General features: G+C 72.3%; 12 protein-coding genes. 6 read left to right on the forward strand and 6 right to left on the reverse strand.

Features of this window, described 5'->3' with window-relative positions; translation table 11 throughout:
- Positions 1–215: 215 nt before the first annotated feature.
- The 3 genes from ACFQSB_RS02715 to ACFQSB_RS02725 form a co-directional block, all read right to left on the reverse strand.
- Positions 216–2,531, reverse strand: coding sequence for an ATP-binding cassette domain-containing protein (locus ACFQSB_RS02715; RefSeq protein ID WP_380824056.1), 2,316 nt, complete (start codon positions 2,529–2,531; stop codon positions 216–218).
- 165 nt (positions 2,532–2,696) lie between these two features.
- A complete protein-coding gene (locus tag ACFQSB_RS02720; protein ID WP_380824057.1) occupies positions 2,697–3,743 on the reverse strand; it encodes an ABC transporter permease in 1,047 nt (348 codons plus the stop codon).
- Complete coding sequence (locus ACFQSB_RS02725) at positions 3,740–4,690, reverse strand: ABC transporter ATP-binding protein (protein WP_380824058.1); 951 nt, start codon at positions 4,688–4,690, stop codon at positions 3,740–3,742. The genes ACFQSB_RS02720 and ACFQSB_RS02725 overlap by 4 nt, the downstream gene beginning before the upstream one ends.
- Positions 4,691–4,812: 122 nt before the next feature.
- Here ACFQSB_RS02725 and ACFQSB_RS02730 point away from each other — a divergent pair, with 122 nt between their 5' ends.
- Positions 4,813–5,553 carry a MerR family transcriptional regulator gene (locus tag ACFQSB_RS02730; protein WP_380824059.1) on the forward strand — a complete coding sequence of 247 codons (741 nt, stop codon included), beginning with the start codon at positions 4,813–4,815 and terminating at the stop codon, positions 5,551–5,553.
- A 3-nt stretch (positions 5,554–5,556) separates the two neighbouring features.
- Here ACFQSB_RS02730 and ACFQSB_RS02735 read toward each other — a convergent pair whose 3' ends face one another.
- Complete coding sequence (locus ACFQSB_RS02735) at positions 5,557–7,251, reverse strand: AMP-binding protein (protein ID WP_380824060.1); 1,695 nt, start codon at positions 7,249–7,251, stop codon at positions 5,557–5,559.
- 94 nt (positions 7,252–7,345) lie between these two features.
- Positions 7,346–8,497: an acyltransferase family protein gene (locus tag ACFQSB_RS02740; protein ID WP_380824061.1), complete on the reverse strand. Its 1,152-nt coding sequence runs from the start codon at positions 8,495–8,497 to the stop codon at positions 7,346–7,348.
- A gap of 426 nt (positions 8,498–8,923) precedes the next feature.
- Between ACFQSB_RS02740 and ACFQSB_RS02745 the strand changes: the two genes are divergently transcribed.
- Positions 8,924–10,177 carry an acyl-CoA dehydrogenase family protein gene (locus tag ACFQSB_RS02745; RefSeq protein WP_380824062.1) on the forward strand — a complete coding sequence of 418 codons (1,254 nt, stop codon included), beginning with the start codon at positions 8,924–8,926 and terminating at the stop codon, positions 10,175–10,177.
- Positions 10,178–10,513: 336 nt separating this feature from the next.
- On the opposite strand, the gene ACFQSB_RS02750 is transcribed toward ACFQSB_RS02745, so the two are convergent.
- Positions 10,514–11,344: a methyltransferase domain-containing protein gene (locus ACFQSB_RS02750; protein ID WP_354851115.1), complete on the reverse strand. Its 831-nt coding sequence runs from the start codon at positions 11,342–11,344 to the stop codon at positions 10,514–10,516.
- Positions 11,345–11,761: 417 nt separating this feature from the next.
- On the opposite strand from ACFQSB_RS02750, the gene ACFQSB_RS02755 reads away from it, so the two are divergent.
- The 4 genes from ACFQSB_RS02755 (at position 11,762) to ACFQSB_RS02770 (ending at position 17,621) form a co-directional block, all read left to right on the forward strand.
- On the forward strand, positions 11,762–13,312 hold the full coding sequence (locus ACFQSB_RS02755; protein ID WP_380824063.1) for a class I SAM-dependent methyltransferase: 1,551 nt from the start codon (positions 11,762–11,764) through the stop codon (positions 13,310–13,312).
- A 113-nt stretch (positions 13,313–13,425) separates the two neighbouring features.
- Positions 13,426–14,811, forward strand: a complete 1,386-nt coding sequence (locus ACFQSB_RS02760; RefSeq protein WP_380824064.1) for an FAD-binding oxidoreductase — start codon at positions 13,426–13,428, stop codon at positions 14,809–14,811.
- Positions 14,812–15,109: 298 nt separating this feature from the next.
- Positions 15,110–15,319 carry a heavy-metal-associated domain-containing protein gene (locus ACFQSB_RS02765; RefSeq protein WP_354851123.1) on the forward strand — a complete coding sequence of 70 codons (210 nt, stop codon included), beginning with the start codon at positions 15,110–15,112 and terminating at the stop codon, positions 15,317–15,319.
- 40 nt (positions 15,320–15,359) lie between these two features.
- Positions 15,360–17,621 carry a heavy metal translocating P-type ATPase gene (locus ACFQSB_RS02770; RefSeq protein ID WP_380824065.1) on the forward strand — a complete coding sequence of 754 codons (2,262 nt, stop codon included), beginning with the start codon at positions 15,360–15,362 and terminating at the stop codon, positions 17,619–17,621.
- Positions 17,622–17,682: the final 61 nt, after the last annotated feature.

Consider the following 17,682-nt stretch of genomic DNA (forward strand, 5'->3'; position numbering starts at 1 on the left):
CGTGGTCGACATGTGGCCGCCGACACCCTCGATTACCGTCATGACCATCCCCCGAAGAAGTGAGCCCTCGCCCACAGATGACTTGCTTCCCAGCAAGATCACTTCCCACACCTAGAGGGATACCCCCGACAGACCGTTCACTGGACAGACCCCCAAGCGGTCCTCGCAGAGCGTAGTAGGCGATACGGCTCACTGGGCATGCCGGTGTCTTACGGCTATCGGCCGGTGTACTGGCGGAGGTGGGTGGCGGTGAGGGTGTCGGCCTTGGTCACCAGGTCGGACGGGGGGCCGGTGAAGATGATCTGGCCGCCGTCGTGGCCGGCGCCGGGGCCGAGGTCGATGATCCAGTCGGCGTGGGCCATGACGGCCTGGTGGTGTTCGATGACGATGACGGTGTTGCCGTCGTCGACCAGGCGGTCGAGCAGGCCGAGCAGCTGGTCGACGTCGGCCAGGTGCAGGCCGGTGGTCGGCTCGTCCAGGACGTAGGTCGTGCCGTTCTTGGCCATGTGGATGGCGAGCTTGAGCCGCTGGCGCTCGCCGCCGGACAGCGTGGTGAGCGGCTGGCCGAGGCCGAGGTAGCCGAGGCCCACGGCCGCCAGGCGGTCGAGCACCACCCGGGCCTGCCCGGAGGGGAAGAACTCGCGGGCCTCGGCGACCGTCATGGCCAGCACCTCGCTGATGTCCTTGCCGCGCAGGCGGTACGACAGGACCTCGGGGGTGAAGCGCTTGCCCTCGCACCGCTCGCACACCGAGGCGACCTCGGCCATCATCATCAGGTCGGTGTAGATCAGGCCGATGCCCTTGCACGCCGGGCAGGCGCCCTCGGAGTTGGCGCTGAACAGCCCCGGCTTGACGCCGTTGGCCTTGGCGAACGCCGTCCTGATCGGGTCGAGCACCCCGGTGTAGGTGGCCGGGTTGCTTCGGCGCGAACCGCGGATCGGCGACTGGTCGGCGACCACGACGCCCTCGCGCCCGGCGACGTAGCCGTGGATGAGCGAGCTCTTGCCCGACCCGGCGACGCCGGTGACGACGGTGAGCACGCCGAGCGGGATGTCGACGCTCACGTCCCGCAGGTTGTGCAGGGAGGCGCCGGTGACCGGCAGCCATCCGGCGGGGGTGCGGACCTTCTCGCGCAGCTCGACCTTGTGGTCGAGGTAGCGGCCGGTGAGCGTGCCCGACGCGCGCAGCCCGGCCAGGTCGCCCGCGAAGCAGACCTCCCCGCCCGCCGAGCCGGCCCCGGGCCCGAGGTCGACCACGTGGTCGGCGATCGCGATGGTCTCGGGCTTGTGCTCGACCACGAGCACGGTGTTGCCCTTGTCGCGCAGCCGCAGCAGCAGGTCGTTCATGCGCTGGATGTCGTGCGGATGCAGCCCCGCCGTCGGCTCGTCGAAGACGTAGGTGACGTCGGACAGGCTGGAGCTGAGATGGCGCACCATCTTCACCCGCTGCGCCTCGCCGCCGGACAGCGTGGAGGACTCGCGGTCGAGGCTGAGGTAACCGAGGCCGATCTCGACCAGCGAGTCGAGGGTCTCGGCCAGGGTGTCGAGCATCGGGCCCACCGACCGGTCGCCGATCGCCCGCACGAACGCGGCCAGGTCGCTGATCTGCATCGACGAGCACTCGGTGATGGTGCGCCCGTCGATGACCGCCGACCGGGCGGCCTGGTTCAGCCGGGCGCCGCCGCAGGCCGGGCACTCCATCAGCTTGACCGCGCGGTCGGCGAACGCGCGCGCCTGCGCCTGCATCGACTCGCGGTCCTTGGCCAGGTACAGCCGCCGGACCTTGGGGATCAGCCCCTCGAAGGTGACGTTGTGCGTGCCCATCTTCACCTTGGTGGCGGGCTTGTGCAGGAAGTCCTCCCACTGGGCCGGGGGGTAGTCCTTCAGCTTGACGGCCGGGTCGAACAGGCCCGACTGCGCCATGAGCTGCCAGTACCAGGTGCCGACCCCGAACCCGGGCACCTTGACCGCGCCGTCGTCCAGCGACAGCTCGACGTCCACCAGTTCGGCGACGTCGATGTCGGACACCTTGCCCAGCCCTTCGCAGTCGGGGCACATGCCCTCGGCGCGGTTGAAGCTGAACGCCGACGGCGGGCCGACGTGCGGGGCGCCCAGGCGGCTGAACAGGACGCGCAGCATGGTGTGGGCGTCGGTGGCCGTGCCCACCGTGGAGCGGGCGTTGCCGCCCATGCGCTCCTGGTCGACGATGATCGCCGCGCTCAGGTTGCGCAGGGCCTCGACGTCGGGGCGGGCGCGGCTCGGCATGAAGTTCTGCAGGAACGCGGTGTAGGTCTCGTCGAAGAGCCGCCGCGACTCGGCGGCGATGGTGTCGAAGACGAGCGAGGACTTGCCGGAGCCGGACACGCCGGTGAAGACGGTGAGCCGTCGCTTGGGGATGTCCAGAGAGACGCCCTTGAGGTTGTTCTCGCGGGCGCCGCGCACCTGGATCAGGTCGTGACCGTCCGCCGCGGAGTGGTCGCGCTCGCGGAGCGGTTCATGGCTTCGGACGGGGCCGGCCTGCTGGCTGGACATCAACGGGACCTTCCATGGTCGAGAGAGGGGGAGGAGGGAGGAGGTGACGCCGAGGATAGGGGTCGGAACCGACAGAAGCCGGCCCGAGCCGTCCCCCGCCCTCTCCGGACGGAGAGGGGGGAGCAGCAACATCGTACAACGTACGGCGTGATGGCGAGGGCGTGATCACAGGGGGCGTTGCAGTGCTTTGGCGCGGCGGGCGGCGACCGCCGACCCCGACTCGCGGCGGGCCATCCGGCGCAACACGGCCGGTGCGAGCGCGAAGCCGAGCAGCGCCCAGGCGCCGAGGACGCCCGCCGTTTCCAGGTGCCGCCAGGAGTCGCCCACCTCGGCGGCGGCCAGCGCGTCCGGCAGCAGCGCCGAGCGCAGGCCGAGGCCGAGCCAGTAGACCGGGAAGACCTGTGCCACCACCTGCAGCCACCCGGGGAGCGCGGTGAGCGGGTAGAACACGCCCGAGACCGCCATCAGCGCCATCAGCGGCAGCGTGATGACGCCCATGGCCTGCGCGCTCTCGAACAGCGAGCCGAGCACCGCCCCGATCGGCAGCACCGCCACCAGCCCGATCGCCAGCACCCAGCTCAGCGTCAGCCAGGACGACACCTCGCCCAGCCGCAGCCCGTCGAACAGGAACGCCGCGGGGACCAGTGGGACGAGCGCGCCCGCCACCGCCATGCCGGCCCGGCTGAGCACCTTGCCGGTCAGGTAGCCGATCATGCCGTTCGGCGTGGCCTTGGCGCGCAGCAGGGTGCCGTCCTCGCGGTCCATGGTGAGCGTCATGGCCAGGGCCATCATGCCGCTGAACACCACGTTCAGGCCGAGGACGCCGGGGATGGACTGCGAGCCGAGGGAGAAGCCGGTGCCCGGCACTGTGTTGTGCCGCAGCAGGTACATCACGACCAGGGCGATGGCGGGCAGGAACAGCGCCCCCCACACGTCCTGCGCGCTCGTCGCGCTCTGCCGGAACTCGACCCGGGCCCGGTGCAGCCCCGCACGGAAGGCCACCACCCGCGCACCGACCCGGCCCCCGGGCGAGCCGGATTCAACTGGAGGAATGGACGGCGGGAAGGCCGCGGGTTCCGTGGTGCCGGAGGAGTGGGGAGCCGCGGCGTCGGGGGAGCGGGGAGCAGTGCGGTCGGACTCCGGAGGGGAGGCCGCGGGTTCCGGGGCGGTGTGGTCCGGGGGGCGCGGGGAGGAGGGCTCGGGAGTGGTCACGCCGGCACCTCCGCCAGCCGGCCGGGCACCTCGGCGTGCCCGGCGGACTCGAAGTCGCGCACCATCGCCAGGTACACCTCTTCCAGGCGCGTCCTGCGCACCTCAAGGTCGGTGACCGCGTCGCCGTGCCGCTCGAACAGGCCGCGCACATACCCGGCGGCGTCCTCGACCGACGCCGCGTGCCACTCGCCGTCCAGGTTGTAGCGCACCTCAGCCTTCCCCGAGACGCGCCGTGTCAGCTCGGCCGCGCCGCCGTCGGCGACGATCACGCCGCCCACGAGGATCAGGATGCGGTCGGCGAGCCTCTCGGCCTCGTCCAGGTCGTGCGTCGTGAGCAGGATGGTCGTGTCCTCCAGGTCGGCCAGCCGCCGCACCAGCTCGTGGAATTCCTGCCGCGCCTGGGGGTCGAAGCCCACGGTGGGCTCGTCCAGGAACAGCAGCTCCGGCCGTCCGACCAGCCCGATCGCCACGTCGAGCCTGCGCCGCTGCCCGCCGGAGAGCCGGGCGACGCTCGCCTCCGCCTGTCCTTCCAGCCCCACCAAGCCGATCAGCTCCTGCGGGTCGTACGGCCTGCGGCGCTCCGCCGTGCTGTAGGGGGTGTAGTAGCGGCCGAGTTGGTCCAGCAGCTCGCGCACCCGCCAGCGGCCGTGGTCGCGCCAGGACTGCAGCACGATGCCGAGCCGCGCGCGCCACGCCTCGTCGCCGTCGTCCGGGTCGGTGCCGAGGACGCGCACCTCGCCCGCGGACCGCCTGCGGAACCCTTCGAGGATCTCGATGGTCGTGGTCTTCCCGGCGCCGTTCGGCCCGAGCAGAGCCACCACCTCTCCGCGCCGCACCCGCAGATCCACCCCGCGCAGCACGTCGGCGGAGCCGTACCGCATCCTGAGACCACGGGTCTCTATGGCCGGCTCGTCCGGCTTTTCCTTCTCGATGTCGCCCGGATTCATGCCTTCAATTTTCTCATTGAAGTGCCCTCTTGAGAGTTCGTCGTCCAGCTGAGCTGACCTACTGGGCATTGCCCTGGATAACCTTCAAGTCCCTGGTGAACCCCGTCCGGGAAGGAAGATCGTTGGGCCGAGAAGGAGAGGCGAAGCTGCGCCCCGTCGACCTGGCGCGGCTGGTGGGCATCTCCGCCCAGCAGGTGCGCAACTACGCCGACACCGGCATCCTGCCCCCGGCGCCGCGCACGCCCGCCGGCTACCGCAGCTTCGGCGAGCGGCACCGCGCGGCCCTGCTCACCTACCGGGCGCTGGCGCCGGGGTACGGCTGGGACGCCGCGCGGTCGATCATGCAAGCCCTGCACACCGGCGACGTCGCCCACGCACTAGCCCTGGTGGACGCCGCCCACGCCGCCCTGCACGGGCAGCGCCTGTCGCTGCGGGCGACGGCGCGAGCGCTGGAGGAGGTCGCCGGACAGGAGCCCGAGCAGGGGCCAGAGGTGTCCGCGCGGTCGCGCCGGGGTCTGCGCGTCGGCGAGGTGGCCGCGCTGCTCGGGGTGCGCACCTCCGCGCTACGGCTGTGGGAGTCCGCCGGCCTGCTGACCCCGCGCCGCGAGCCCGGCACCCGGTACCGGAGTTACGCCCCGCCAGACGTCCGGGACGCGCGGATGGTCCACATGCTGCGCCAGGGACGCTACCCCCTGTCGCAGATCAAGGGCATCATCGAGGGCCTGCGCCGCACCGGCAGCCGTGACGCCCTCCGCGCGGCCGTCGAGCAGCGCGCCGCGGAACTGACCCGGAGAGCGGCCGGCATGCTCGAAGCCTCCAGCCACCTCCAGCACTACCTGACCGGCCGGTCGCCGGAGCCCTGACCGTCAGGCGTGTTCGGTGGCGAGGAGGTGGCGCAGGCCGAGGAGGTCGATGGCCTGTTCGCGGAGTTCGACCTTGCGGACCTTGCCGCTGATGGTCATGGGGTAGGAGTCCACGGCCTGGACGTAGCGGGGAATCTTGAAGTGGGCGAGTTTGCCCAGGCAGAACGTTCGCAGCGTCTCGGCGGTCAGCGGCTCGGCGTCCGGGCGCATGCGCAGGAACGCCATCAGCTCCTCGCCGTACCGCTCGTCGGGCACGCCGATGACCTGGACGTCCAGGATGTCGGGGTGGGAGTGCAGGAACTCCTCCACCTCGCGCGGGTAGACGTTCTCGCCGCCCCTGATCACCATGTCCTTGATGCGGCCGGTGATGCTGAGGTACCCCTCCTCGTCCATGATCCCGATGTCGCCGGTGTGCATCCAGCCGTCGGGGTCGACGGCCTCGGCGGTCTTGTCCGGCTGCCGCCAGTAGCCGAGCATCACCGAGTAGCCGCGGGTGCACACCTCGCCGGGCGTGCCGCGGGCGACGAGCGCGCCGGTCTCGGGGTCGACGACCTTCACCTCCAGGTGCGGCCCGACGCGGCCGACGGTGGACACGCGGCGCTCCAGCGAGTCGTCCGGGCGGGTCTGGGTGGCCACCGGGGAGGTCTCGGTCATCCCGTAGCAGATGGTCACCTCGGTCATGCCCATGCGCTCGACGACCTGGCGCATGATCTCCACCGGGCACGGCGAGCCGGACATGATGCCGGTGCGCAGCGACGACAGGTCGAAGGAGGCGAACCCGAGGTCGGCCAGCTCGGAGATGAACATCGTCGGCACGCCGTACAGCGACGTGCACCGCTCGGCCTGCACGGCCTCCAGCGTGGCGCGGGCGTCGAAGACGGGGGAGGGGATGACGACGCAGGCGCCGTGGCTGATGGCCGCGAGCGTGCCCATGGTCATCCCGAAGCAGTGGTAGAACGGCACCGGCACGCACACCCGGTCGGCGACGGTGTAGCGGCACAGCTCGCCGACGAAGAAGCCGTTGTTGAGGATGTTGCGGTGCGACAGCGTCGCGCCCTTCGGGAACCCGGTGGTGCCCGAGGTGTACTGGATGTTGATCGGGTCGTCGGGGGCGGTCGCCGCGGCGGCCTCCTCCAGTGCCCGCCGGTCGGCCCGCCGGCCGGCGTCCATCACCGCCCGCCAGGCGTCGCCGCCGATCAGCAGGACGTCCGACAGCTCGGGGCAGCGCGGCCGCACCTGGCCGATCATGCCGGCGTAGTCGGAGGTCTTGAACCGCTCCGCGGCCACCAGTGCCCGCACGCCGGCCTGGTTGAGCACGTACTCGACCTCGTGCGCCCGGTAGGCCGGGTTCAGGTTGACCAGGATCAGGCCGATCTTGGCGGCGGCGAACTGGGTCATCGTCCATTCGGCGCAGTTGGGCGCCCAGATGCCGATGCGGTCGCCCTTGACCAGGCCGAGGTCCAGCAGGCCGAGCGCGAGCGCGTCGACCTCCCCGGCCAGCGCGGCATAGGTCCACCGGCGGCCGGTGGTGCGGTCGACCAGCGCGTCCCGGCCGCCGTGGGCGGCCACGGCCCGGTCGAAGTTCGCTCCGATGGTCTCCTCGAGCAGTGGTGTGGTGCAGATGCCGGTCGCGAGACTGGGCAGGGACCCCGCGCTCGATGTGCCGGGGATCTCGCTTTCCACGATGGAGGCGGTCACGGATCTCACTCCTTCGGTTCGCGCGGCCGGAACGGCGCCGATCGGACGCGTGCGGCGCGGCCGTCCTCGGGGGACGGCCGCGCCGCGGCGGACCTCAGCGGGCCGCCGGGGGAGCCGGGTCGACCGGCACCTGTTCGGGCAGGTCGGGGGAGGAGGCGGGCGGCATCGGCAGCGGCACCCCCGGGCCGGTCCTGCCGTTGCGCGAGGAGGCGAAGCGCCGCATGATCGGCCGTTCCACCAGCGAGTACAGCGCCCACGACAGGCCCAGCGTGATGCCGGCCAGCACGGCCATCATCCCGAAGGCCGCCGGGGTGCTCCAGCCCTGCATGTTGCCGAACCACTGGCGGACGTAGATCAGCACCAGGAAGTGCCACATGTAGAAGGCGTAGGACACCTCGCCGAGCCAGACCATGACCTTGCTGCCGAGCCAGTTCGTCCGCCGATCGGCGTCGCCGACGGCGCCGGCCGCGATGATCAGGCCGAGCGGGACGACCGAGACGGCCACGACGTCGAAGCCGATCGGGAACTGCGGCGCGACGGCGTACAGGACGATGCCCAGGGCGAGCGCCCCGCCGAGGCCCACCGGCAGCCGCCTGCCGGTCATGACGATCCTCGCCAGGATCATGCCGAAGACGAACTCCAGCATCCGGACCGGCGGGAACTGCATGACGAACCACATCTCCAGCTCGGTCATGCCGAAGCCGGGGATGGGAGGCTGGGCCGGAAGCAGCTTGGCCACCAGCGGGACGGCGAAGATGGCCAGCACGGCCAGGCCCGCGTACCCCCACAGCCGCTCGGGCCTGATGCGCCCGATGTAGCGGGCCAGCAGCGGGAAGCACAGGTAGAACAGCGCCTCACACGACAGCGACCACGCGGGGGAGTTGAACGCCGTCCTGACGCTCAGGTTGGGCACGTAGGACTGCAGCAGCAGCGCGTGCAGCAGCGCCGTCCCGCCGTCGATGGCCTGCTTGCCCACCCAGCTCACCAGCACCAGCGCGGCGGCCAGCGTGATGATGTAGTTGGGGTAGATCTTCAGGAAGCGGCGGCGCAGGAAGGTCGCCGTGGTGTCGGAGGACCGCGCGGCGTAGGTCAGGACGAAGCCGCTGAGGATGAAGAAGTAGGAGACCGCCGCCCAGCCGCCCTGGATGACCACCGACATGTACGTGCCGGCGAACGCCGCGGAGGCGAACAGGCTCGCGCCGATGGCGTGGGTGAGGAAGACCATCCCCGCGGAGATGAACCGCATTCCCGTCAGCGACGGAAGGCGGGACGGCAGGGCTACAGGACGGGAACCGACGGATTGCGATAACTCCACCATTAGACGCACCTTCTCAAGTTCTGGCCGGCTCAGGTTCGATCAGCGGGCGGCCCGGCGTGCCCTTTCGCGCGGTCGATCGGGGAGCCACCGTTCATCGATCGGCAGGACTTGACCATTGCATCCCCGCGTACGGCGCCGCATTTTCCAAATTGCGCTCTTGGCGCGCGGCGGCGCGGTTCCCGGCGCGTACGGGAAACGGGTCCGCGCAGGTCAGCGGCCCCGTTCCCGGGCCGGCCCGGCGGGGAGCGGGCGCACACCGCATTCCAGGAGATGCCCGCGCGGCGGGCGGCGGTGAACGCTGGGCTGCACGGCACGATTCCCCGTCAGCCATTCGAGATGAAGGACTGCGCGCCAATGGCAGTGGCCACGAATGTTACCGAGCACGGAGTCGTCCTCCCGTCCGAGACCGCCCTCACGCCGGCCGAGATGGTCGCGCGGGCCGAAGCCATCGCGGCCACGCTCGTCGACCGCCAGGCCGAGACCGAGGAGCGCACCTTCTACGCGCAGGACACCCACGAGGAGTTCCTCAGGGCCGGCTTCTACCGCATCCTCGTCCCGCGGCGCTACGGCGGCCTGGAGTACGGCATCGACACCTTCATGCGGGTGACGATGGCCCTCACCAGGGGATGCCCGTCCACCGGCTGGATGTACTGCCTGGGCCACGCCCACGCCCTGGTCGTCGCCTCGCTGTTCGAGGAGCGCGCGCAGTCGGAGATCTTCGCGGGCGGCGACTTCATCTGCCCGGCCACGGTCGCGCCGAGCGGCACGGCCGAGCGCACCCCCGGCGGCGACTGGGTGCTCAACGGCACCTGGGGCTACAACTCGGGCGCGCCGTACGCGACGCACTTCATCGGCCACACCCTGGTGTCCCCCGGCGAGGGCCTGCCGCCGGCGCCCATGATGTTCATCGCCGAGCGCGGCCAGTGGCGCCGCCTGTCCGACTGGGGCAAGCAGCTCGGGCTCAAGGGGAGCGGCTCGCACAGCATCACCATGGAGAACGGCGTCGTCCCCGGCCACTTCACGCTGGACACCCACGTCAGCCAGGTGGACGTGTCCAAGGGCACCCCGGGGCGCACGCTGCACGGCAACCCCGAGTACGGCGGCGGCCAGCTCAGCTTCATGGTCATCGAGGACGCCATCCTCGCCGTCGGCATGGCGCTCGGCGCGCTCGACGCCTTCGAGGACCTGATGCGCAGCCGCGTCGCCCTGTTCCCGCCGAACCTGCCCCGTACCCAGGATCCCGACTACCAGTTCTGGTACGGCCAGGCCGCCGGGATGATCGCCACCGGCGAGGCGGCCGTTCTGAACGCCGTCCAGCAGTGGCGGGAGATCTGCGCGCTCGGCCCCGCGGCGGTCACCAAGGAGGTGGAGATGCGCATCGCCGCCATCTGCCACCAGGTGGTGGACCTGTGCTGGCACGCGGTCGAGAACTACCTGTTCCCGACCGCCGGTTCCAGCGCCGTGCGGCACGGTGAGCGCATCGAGCGGGTGTGGCGGGACATGTCCATGTTCCACAGTCACGCCGGCTTCGCCGTCTTCCTGTCCACCATCGCCAAGCGCGAGCTGGCCAAGGCCCGCTTCGGCGTGGAGGACCACGCCCACGCCTGACCCGCGCACGGGTCCCCGCGACCCTGCCGGCCGTGCCCACCGACGACGCTGCGCACGGCCGGCAGAGAACGTCCACCGAGCACACGAAGACCCGCGTCCCCCGGAACTCCCGGTGGGTGACGCGGGTCTTCGCGGTGCAGGGCCCGCCCGTCGCGTGACGGGCGGGCGGCGCGCTCGCGGCCGGGCCGGTGCGGTGACCACATCCGTGCACCGGGCCGGCTCCCCACCTCCGGCCACGTGCTGGAGGTGGACGGCGCCGGGTCGGCGGGTCGTGGTACGGCGATGCCGGCGCCGGCAGACGGCGCCCGGGCCGGTCGACGTCCGCTGGACGCCGTGCTAGCGGTTCGGCTTGCGGGCCGCGACGATGACGTACCCGATCTGGTCCTTGCGCGGGGCGAAGAAGCCCAGGTGGCGGCGGGAGAACTCGGCCAGGGCCTCCTCGCCGAACTTGGCGGCGATCGAGTCCCGGTGGTCCATGGCGGCCTTGATGTACTTGCTCTTCTTGCCGAACACGCGCGGGCCGCACTGGGTGTACTCCTCGACCTCGAAGCCGGCCCGGCGCGCGTGCTCGATCCACTGCGCCAGCGTGGGCAGTTCGCGCAGCTTCAGCGTGCTCATGAACCGGCGCACCCGCGCGGGCTCTGAGTCGGACTCCAGGCTGAAGTCGGAGAAGGAGATGCGGCCGCCGGGGCGCAGCACCCGGAACAGCTCCGACAGCACCCGCCCGAGGTCGGGGGCGTTCTGCAGCGACTCCAGCGCCAGGACGGCGTCGAAGGACCCGTCGGGGTAGGCCAGCTGGGTGTAGTCGCCGTACTCGAAGGTCACCCGGTCGGTCACCCCGTTGGTGACGGCGCGCTCGTTGGCCTTGTCGATCTCGAAGGAGCTGACGGTGATGCCGGTGACGCGGGCGCCGTAGTTCCTGGCCAGGAAGACCGCCGTCTCGCCCGGCCCGCACCCGGCGTCCAGGACGCGCTCGCCCGGGCGCAGCCCGAGGGTCTCGGCCACCTTGCGGCTGATGCGGTGGACGGCGTCCTTCAGCGGCGCGTCGTCGTCGTTGTCGTACCAGTACCACATGTGCAACTGGCCGTCGCGCAGCTCGTCGCCGATGGGGGAGCGCTCGTCGTAATGGGTGCCGATGGCGGCCGAGTCGATCAGTTCCCTGGTCATCAATCCCTCATTCCAGACGATGGGCGGCCGGTGGCGGGGCACGCAGAAGGGCCGGGGCGGCCGGCGGCCCGAAGGGATGCCGTCCCGCGGCCGAGGGCGAATGCGGACGCGTTTTCCCAAGGCTCATGGTGACCGCGCGGAGCCTTTCACGCATCTCCGCGGTTGCTGCCTGCGGGCGGCATCAGGGCAGCTCGGAAGGGGGGTCGGCGGTAAGCACGCTCGGAGAAGACTCCCCGCCGGGCCGGTGCGAAGATTTTCGTGGACGCAATTCTCGCCGGACCGGTACCGAACCGTCCTGGCCGTGGAAATCGGCCACCCGGCGGTGCGCATCGAAAAGTGCACATTGGGCGCGGCCGGCGTACGCCGGCGATTCCAGCCGTGCGGCCGCCCATTCTCCCTTCGTGAAAGGACGCGCACATGAGTGTTGCCACCACGGGGCCCGCTGTCGCCGAACTGCTGACCGATTTCACCACCGCGGAGCCGGCGAGCCTGGAGGCGGACTTCCACCGGCTGGTCTCGGCGCTGTGGCACCGTGGGGAGGCGGGTGACCGCGCCCTGACGGCCGTTCCCGCGCTCGTTGCCGCGCTGGAGGAGGCCGGCGACGACCGCAAGGGCCACCTGGCCGTCCTTCTCGGGCTGCTCGCCGAGGCCGACTACCCGGCCATCGACGGCCCGCTCACCGCGGCCGTCCGCGAGGGCCTGGACCGCTACTTGGACCTGCTGGCCCGCACCGGCAAGGACCGGCCGCTGACGCTCGCCCTGCTGTACCTGGTGTCGCACTTCCCCGGCGACCGCGAGCGCATCCTCGCCGCCGTCGCGCCCCTGGAGCTGGACCCCCCCGACCAGAGCCGGCTCGTGCGCGGCCTGGCCTCGCTCGACCACGACGACCCCGACATCGGCCGCATGTGGCCCTCCCCGTCGGTGTGGGACCTCAGCGCGGAGGACCTGGAGTTCCACCGGCAGCAGCTTCGCGCGCTCACCACGGCGCAGATCACCACGAACTGGGAGAACGACACCCGGATGCTGTGGGCCTACTCGGGCGCCATGGCGTACTGGGCCGTCCGTCACGGCATGCCGGTCGACCTCCCGCCGGCTCCCGGGACCGGTGAGGCGCCGGCCCCCGCCGCCGAGCTCGGCATCGAGACCTTCACCCAGTACGCGGACGCGCTGCGCTGCACCGCCTGCTCCGGCTCCGTCGAGTTCGACGGCGAAATCGTCCGCTGCCCGGCGTGTGCGGTCCGCTACCCGATCGCCCTGGGCATTCTGGACCTGTCCGACGGCATCAGCGAGGCCACGGCGGACCTGCCGCACGAGGCGACCGCCAACCTGCTGGCCAAGCTCGCCGAGATGCCCAGCCTCGGGGTGTACTACGAGAAGGTGCTGCGCCCGGCCTATCTGCGCATCGCGGGGGCCAACTGGGGCGGCGCGGTGACCCCGCAGGTCGAGGACGACTACATCACCCGGCAGATCCAACCGGTGGACGGCCCGGTGCTGGACCTCGCCTGCGGCGCCGGGCGGTGGACCACCGTGGTCGCCGCGGCCGTCGGCCAGGAGCGCCTGGTCGGCGTCGACATGGGACTGCCGATGCTCACCGTGATGCGCGGCAAGCTTCCCCAGGTGCCCGCGGTGCGGGGAAGCGCGCTGAACATCCCGTTCGCGGACGCCACCTTCGGCGCGGTGAACTGCTGGAACGCCCTGCAGGCGTTCCCCGACGACGCGGCGGACGCCATCGCGGAGGTCGGACGGGTGCTCAGGCCGGGCGGCACGTTCACGCTGATGACCTTCCTGTTCGACACCGACCCGATCGCCCGCCACTTCCAGGAGTCGCACTACTTCCCCAGCCGCCCCGAGGGCCAGCTGCTGTTCACCATGGAGGAGCTGGAGCGGTGGCTGGCCGACGCCGGCATGTCCATCGCCGACTCCTCGGGCCCCGGCAGCTTCGCCTTCATCACGGCCGTCCGCGGCTGACCGTTCCCGCCGGCCGCCCGCGGCCGACTCTTCATCATGGCCGTCCGCGGCCGGCCCTTCCGGCGGCCGCCCGCGGCCGGCCCTTCCCACGACCGAGCTGGAGGCAGGCGGCGATGACCACGGTCAGCGAGCGGGACACGGGCGTCTCCCTGCCCGGCGAGGCGTCCTACGAGGCCGCGACCCGGGTGTTCAACCTGGTCGCCCCCGCGCGGCCCGCCGCGGCGGTGACCGTGCGCACCCTCCAGGACGTCCGGGCCGCGCTGCGCTTCGCGGCGTCGGAGCGGATGCCGGTGCGGGTGCACACCACCGGGCACGCCTCGGCCACGGCACGCCCGATGGACGGCGCCCTGCTCATCCGGACCCGGATGGAGGGCGCCGTCGAGATCGACGCCTCGCGCCGGGTGGCCCGCATCCCCGCGGGGACGCTCTGGGGCGCGGTCGTCGAGGCGGCCTCCGCGCACGGCCTCACCCCGCCGCACGGCTCCTCGCCCGACGTGGGCGTCGTCGGCTACCTGCTGCGCGGCGGCATGAGCTTCTACAGCCGCAAGGTCGGTCTGGCGGTCAACAGCGTCCGCGCCGTCGAGCTCGTCACCGCCGACGGTGAGCGGCGCCGCGTGGACGACACCACCGACCCGGAGCTGTTCTGGGCGCTGCGCGGCGCGGGCGGCGGCTTCGGCGTCGTGACCGCCGTCGAGGTGGACCTGTTCCCGGTCGCCAAGGTGATCACCGGCGCCGCGTTCTGGCCGGCCGAGCACGCCTCCGCCCTGCTGCGCGCCTGGCGCCGGTGGACCGAGGACGCGCCGTGGGAGGTCGCCACCTCGGCACGGGTGATGAACCTGCCGGCCCTGCCCGACGTCCCGCCGGTCCTGGCCGCCGGGCCGGTGCTGTGCGTGGACGGCGTGGTGCTCGCCGAGTCGGACGGCGACCTGGCCGTGGCCCGCGAGCAGGCGGAGGACCTGCTGGGCCCGCTGCGCGCCGTGGCCGCCCCCGTGCTCGACACCTGGGAGCTCACCGACCCGGCCGGCGTGCTGCAGGCGCACATGGATCCCTCCGACCCGGTCCCGATCGTCGGGGACCACATGCTGCTCGGCGAGATCGGCGACGAGGGCGCGGAGGAGTTGCTGCGGGTGCTCGGCCCGGGCTCCGGGTCGCCGCTGGTCGTCGCGGGCCTGCGTCAGCTCGGCGGCGCGTACGCGGTGCCCCCCGTGGCGGGCGGGGCGCTCGGCCACTTCGACGCCCGGTACGCCTACTCGGGCGCGGGGGTGCCCGACGGCGGGCTCACCCGTGAGGCGATCTTGGAGCACTGCGCCACCGTGCGGGCCGCCCTCGCCCCCTGGGACACCGGCCGCACCGCGCCCACGTTCGTCGAGCGGCTCGACCAGCCGCAGGGCCACCTGAGCGGCGACCAGGTGGCCACCGCCGACCGGGTCCGCCTCCGCGTCGACCCCGAGGGCCTGTTCCGCCACGACGCCCTCCCGGCGACCACCGCCCTGATCTGACGGCCGCCCTGATCTGACGGTCCCCCCGTTCTGACCGGCCGTCCCGGTCCGACGGCCGTGCAGGTCGTGGCGTCGGACCGGCTGTGGCTCGCGTTCGCCGACGCCGGCCGTGGGCGGCGGTGACCTGCCGGTATCGTCGGTAACAGGCTCACCTGCGAGTGTCTCCGTCCCGGCCCGGCCGTCCGTCGCGAGAGGCGGTCCCGGGCGTGTCACCGCGCCCCGCGGGAAATACGGTACAAGGGTATGGTGTTGTCGTAGAGGAGAGCGAATCGGCTCATCGACGACAGGAGTGATCACGTTGACCACCACCACCTACACCGTCAAGGGCATGACCTGCGGCCACTGCGTCAGCTCGGTGAAGGAAGAGGTCGGCGAGGTGCCGGGCGTCACCGGCGTCGAGGTCGACCTGCCCACCGGCCTGGTCACGGTGCGAAGTGAGGAGCCCCTGGACGACGCCGCGGTCGCCGCCGCCGTCGAGGAGGCCGGTTACGCGGTCGTCAGCGGCTGAGGGGTCGACACCGGGCCCCGCCCGGACGAGGGGGAGAGCGATGGCTTCGATCACCGATCACGACCGGCCGGACGCCGGCGGCTCGGTCGAGCTCTCGATCGGCGGCATGACGTGCGCGTCGTGCGCCAACCGCATCGAGCGCAAGCTGAACAAGCTGGACGGCGTGACCGCGACGGTCAACTACGCCACCGAGAAGGCCAAGGTCACCTTCCCCGAGGGGCTGGAGGCGGCGGCCCTGATCGCCGAGGTCGAGAAGGCCGGGTACACCGCCGCGCTGCCCGCCCCGCCCAAGGAGGCGCGGCAGGCCGCCGAGACCGAGGAGCAGGCGGAGGCCGCGGAGCTGGCGCCGTTGCGTCAGCGGCTGGTCACGGCCGTGGTGCTGTCGGTCCCGGTCGTGGCGATGGCGATGATCCCGCCGCTGCAGTTCACCTACTGGCAGTGGATCTCGCTGACCCTCGCCGCCCCGGTCGTGGTGTACGCCGGGTGGCCGTTCCACAAGGCGGCCTGGACGAACCTGCGCCACGGCGCGGCGACCATGGACACGCTGGTCTCGCTCGGGACCATCGCCGCCCTCGGCTGGTCGCTGTGGGCGCTGTTGTTCGGCACCGCCGGCATGCCGGGGATGCGGCACCCGTTCGAACTGACCATCCAGCGCACCGACGGCTCGGGGAACATCTACCTGGAGGCCGCGGCGGGGGTGACGGCGTTCATCCTGGCCGGGCGCTACTTCGAGGCGCGTTCCAAGCGGCGGGCGGGAGCCGCCCTGCGCGCGCTGATGGAGCTGGGCGCCAAGGACGTGGCCCTGCTGCGCGACGGCGCCGAGGTGCGGGTGCCCGCCGACCGGCTCACCCCCGGCGACCGGTTCGTGGTGCGGCCGGGAGAGAAGATCGCCACCGACGGCGTGGTGGAGGAGGGCTCCTCGGCGGTGGACGCCTCCATGCTGACCGGCGAGTCGGTGCCGGTGGAGGTGCGTCCAGGGGACGCGGTCACCGGGGCGACCGTCAACGCCGGAGGCCGCCTGGTGGTCAGGGCCACCCGGGTCGGCGCCGACACCCGGCTCGCGCGCATGGCGCAGCTCGTGGAGCAGGCCCAGACCGGCAAGGCCGAGGTCCAGCGGCTGGCCGACCGCATCTCGGGCGTCTTCGTGCCCATCGTGATCGTGCTGGCGCTGGGCACGCTGGGATTCTGGCTGGGCTCCGGGGCCGGCGCGGGCGCCGCGTTCACCGCCGCCGTCGCCGTGCTGATCATCGCCTGCCCGTGCGCCCTCGGGCTGGCCACTCCCACCGCGCTGCTGGTCGGCACCGGGCGCGGCGCCCAGCTCGGCATCCTGATCAAGGGCCCGGAGGTGCTGGAGTCCACCCGGGCGGTCGACACCGTGGTGCTGGACAAGACCGGCACCGTCACCGAGGGCCGGATGACCCTCACCGAGGTGCACGTCGCCGACGGCGAGGACGAGGACGAGGTGCTGCGCCTGGCGGGGTCGCTGGAGCGCGCCTCCGAGCACCCGATCGCCCAGGCCGTCGCCCGCGGCGCGGCCGAGCGGGCCGGCGGGCTCCTCACCCCGGAGGACTTCGCCAACGTCGAAGGGCTCGGCGTGCAGGGGCTCGTGGACGGGCACGCGGTGCTGGTCGGCCGTCCCCGGCTGCTGGCCGAGTGGTCCCAGCACCTGCCCGCGGGCCTCGAACGGGCCGCGCGCGACGCCGAGGCCGCCGGACGCACCGCGGTCGCCGTCGGCTGGGACGGGCGGGCCCGCGCGGTGCTGGTGGTGGCCGACGTGGTCAAGCCGACCAGCAAGGAGGCGATCGAGCGGCTTCGCGGCCTCGGGCTGACCCCGGTGCTGCTGACCGGCGACAACCAGGCGGTGGCCCGCTCGGTCGCGGGCGAGGTGGGCATCGAGGAGGTCATCGCCGAGGTGCTGCCCGCCGACAAGATGGAGGTGGTCAAGCGCCTGCAGTCCGAGGGCCGCACGGTCGCCATGGTCGGCGACGGCGTCAACGACGCCGCCGCGCTCGCCCAGGCCGACCTGGGTCTCGCCATGGGCACCGGCACCGACGCCGCCATCGAGGCCTCCGACCTGACGCTGGTCCGCGGCGACCTGCGGGTGGCGGCCGACGCCATCCGGCTGTCGCGGCGCACCCTGCGCGTCATCAAGGGCAACCTGTTCTGGGCCTTCGCCTACAACGTGGCCGCCCTGCCCCTGGCCGCGGCCGGCCTGCTCAACCCGATGATCGCCGGAGGGGCCATGGCCTTCTCGTCGGTCTTCGTCGTCTCCAACAGTCTGCGCCTGCGCGGGTTCCGGTGATCCGTCCCTGACCGTCCGCCCGCCCGAGAACGGCGGCGGCCCGCTCGCCCTGTGGCACGTG

This window comes from Sphaerisporangium rhizosphaerae (assembly GCF_042665155.1).
Classification (GTDB): Bacteria; Actinomycetota; Actinomycetes; order Streptosporangiales; family Streptosporangiaceae; genus Sphaerisporangium; species Sphaerisporangium rhizosphaerae.